Raw genomic sequence first — 2,361 nt, forward strand, 5'->3', positions numbered from 1 at the left:
ATCTGAACGAGGCGTTGCGCTGGATTCAGGAGCGGCACGGCAAGGACAACGTGATCGCTGCCATCATTCACCGGGACGAAAAAACGCCGCACCTGTCGGCCTACGTGGTGCCAAAAGACCCCGATACAGGCCGCCTGAATTGCCGCCGGTTCCTAGGTGGTGCCAAGGCCCTGAACGAGATGCAGACCGACTTTGCGCGAGTTGTGGGGCGCCCTGTCGGACTAGAACGCGGCATCGAGGGAAGCAAGGCCACCCATACCAAGCTGAAAACCTACTACGGAGCCTTGGAGCGGGACGCACCAGAGCACAAAAGCCTGACCCCTGCCGACCTAGAACCGCAGGTGCTCAAGAAAGGGATTTTCACCCGTGTTGTGGAAGACCCTGAGCAGGTGGCAAAACGCATAAGTCAGACCGTTCAGCAGCATTATGAACCTGCCGTTCAGAGCGCCACAGTTGCCCGTACAGCGACCAAACGGGCCAAGGAAGACAGAGAGAGCCTGAAACAGCTTCAGAGCCGTCTGGAGCCTCTTGTGAAGGCTCTGAGGGATATTCCGACCCAATACCGGGAGAAGGTTATCGAGGGCTGCGTGAAACTGGCCCAGCAGCTACGCCAGAAACTCCAAGATCAGGCGGTTGAGGCTCAACGGGAACGAGCCAGAGAAATTGGCCGGAATCGCTCACGGGAGAATAGCCGAGGGCGGGGCCGCTGACCGTCCCATTCGCTCCCTCTTCCTGAGCAAATACCCTATTGCCCGGTTCTCCGATGTCACATGTTAAGCCGTGCATAATCGCCCCCCTTCTTGGCGTCAAAACCGCAGTTTTCCACCGAAAAAAGAGAGAGACCATAGAGAGAGATTTTATCTTATTTATATCTAGGGTTTGTCCGATCGTCGTTTTTCGGTGGAAAACTGCCGAAAATAGCTTGCCATTAGGTCGCACCACGTGCGACCATAAAGTCGCACAGTGTGCGACCTATTCGGCACTCATACAGAGGTTTCCCACATGCGGAACGTGACCCGTCTCAAGACCCAAAAAGATCGGCTTCGTGAAGATCAGGCCGAACAGGTTCGCCAAGCCCTTCTGCCATTTTTTGACAATCCCGATTTTGACCACGATGCCCTTGGCCGGGTCATGGTCACCGTTCAACGCATTACTACCCCAGCCCCCGGAACAACGGAGCCGTTTGTCATGATCCGTCCCGCACAGAACCGTGCTGTCACCCTGTGGCTGATGAAAAACAGTAAGCGCCCTATGAAGGCCGTGGACGTCTGGACGCTCCTGTTCGATCACCTGTTCCCACATACCGGCCAGATCATGCTGACCCGCGAAGAAATCGCTGAAAAAGTCGGAATCAGGGTCAACGAAGTTACAGCCATCATGAATGAACTGGTGAAGTTCGGCGCGATATTCTCAGAGCGTGAAAAGGTGGCCGGTATGCGTGGGCCGGGTCTCGTCCGCTACTACATGAACCGGCATGTGGCCGAGGTTGGCAGCCGTGCCACGCAAGAGGAATTAGCGCTCATTCCCAAACCGGGTGCAAAACTTGAAGTTTTACAGGGCGGAAAATCTTCCAACTAAGTTGGAATACTTTCGAATAATAATCAAAGGATTAAATAAATGACAACTGTTTTTGTGGAATATGAAGAAATTCTTGATGAAGAAACAACAATAAGAGAAATGACTAGAATTACTTTTAATAGAGACGTATCAAAAAAAGAAAAATTAATTGAATATTTATATCATTGGAAACCAATAAGAGCAAAAATAATATCTGTTAAATCTGAAAATGACGAAGAAATATTAAACGGGAAAACGTGGGATGAATTTTTCCAAGATTATGCCGAATAATCACCCCCGACATTTGAAGGGGAAGGGTCGAGGGATGGGGGCTTGCCCTCGCCCCGCTTACGACAATTTGCTTGCAAATTGTATAGTAAGTCCACCTTTTGAAAAAAGGGGGCTGAAACAGCATGTCAAAATTCGCCATTCTTCGGGTTCAGAAACTCAAATCGCCCAAGTCCGTCAGGGCGTCCATGAAGCACGCCTACCGAGAGCAGGAGACGCCAAACGCTGACGCCACGAGAACGCCAGACAATGACCTGATCGGGCCGCAGAACGTCAAACAGGGCATGGTCGCGTTCGAGAAGGCGCTCCCTGAGAAGATCCGCAAGAACGCCGTCCAGTGCATCGAATACCTGGTCACGTCCTCCCCTGGCGCGTTCGAGAACCGGAACGCTGACCAGGAGGCGTATCTGAACGAGGCGTTGCGCTGGATTCAGGAGCGGCACGGCAAGGACAACGTGATCGCTGCCATCATTCACCGGGACGAAAAAACGCCGCACCTGTCGGCCTACGTGGTGC

General features: G+C 52.6%; 4 protein-coding genes. All 4 read left to right on the forward strand.

Annotated features, from left to right (window positions below; translation table 11 throughout):
• A partial coding sequence (locus HKD31_RS15825; RefSeq protein ID WP_194266175.1) for a plasmid recombination protein occupies window positions 1-710 on the forward strand: 710 nt, incomplete at its 5' end.
• A 292-nt stretch (window positions 711-1,002) separates the two neighbouring features.
• Window positions 1,003-1,578: a hypothetical protein gene (locus HKD31_RS15830; RefSeq protein ID WP_194265709.1), complete on the forward strand. Its 576-nt coding sequence runs from the start codon at window positions 1,003-1,005 to the stop codon at window positions 1,576-1,578.
• Between the two features lie 39 nt (window positions 1,579-1,617).
• The gene (locus HKD31_RS15835) at window positions 1,618-1,848 is read left to right on the forward strand and encodes a hypothetical protein (RefSeq protein ID WP_194265710.1); all 231 of its coding nucleotides are present in this window, start codon (window positions 1,618-1,620) and stop codon (window positions 1,846-1,848) included.
• A gap of 122 nt (window positions 1,849-1,970) precedes the next feature.
• A partial coding sequence (gene mobV, locus HKD31_RS15840) for a MobV family relaxase (RefSeq protein WP_194266176.1) occupies window positions 1,971-2,361 on the forward strand: 391 nt, incomplete at its 3' end.

Source organism: Gluconobacter potus, from assembly GCF_015244705.1.
Classification (GTDB): domain Bacteria; phylum Pseudomonadota; class Alphaproteobacteria; order Acetobacterales; family Acetobacteraceae; genus Gluconobacter; species Gluconobacter potus.

Coding starts and splice junctions, on each gene's coding strand:
- HKD31_RS15830 (WP_194265709.1), top strand. CDS start 1,003: ATGCGGAACGTGACCCGTCTCAAGACCCAAAAAGATCGGCTTCGTGAA.
- HKD31_RS15835 (WP_194265710.1), top strand. CDS start 1,618: ATGACAACTGTTTTTGTGGAATATGAAGAAATTCTTGATGAAGAAACA.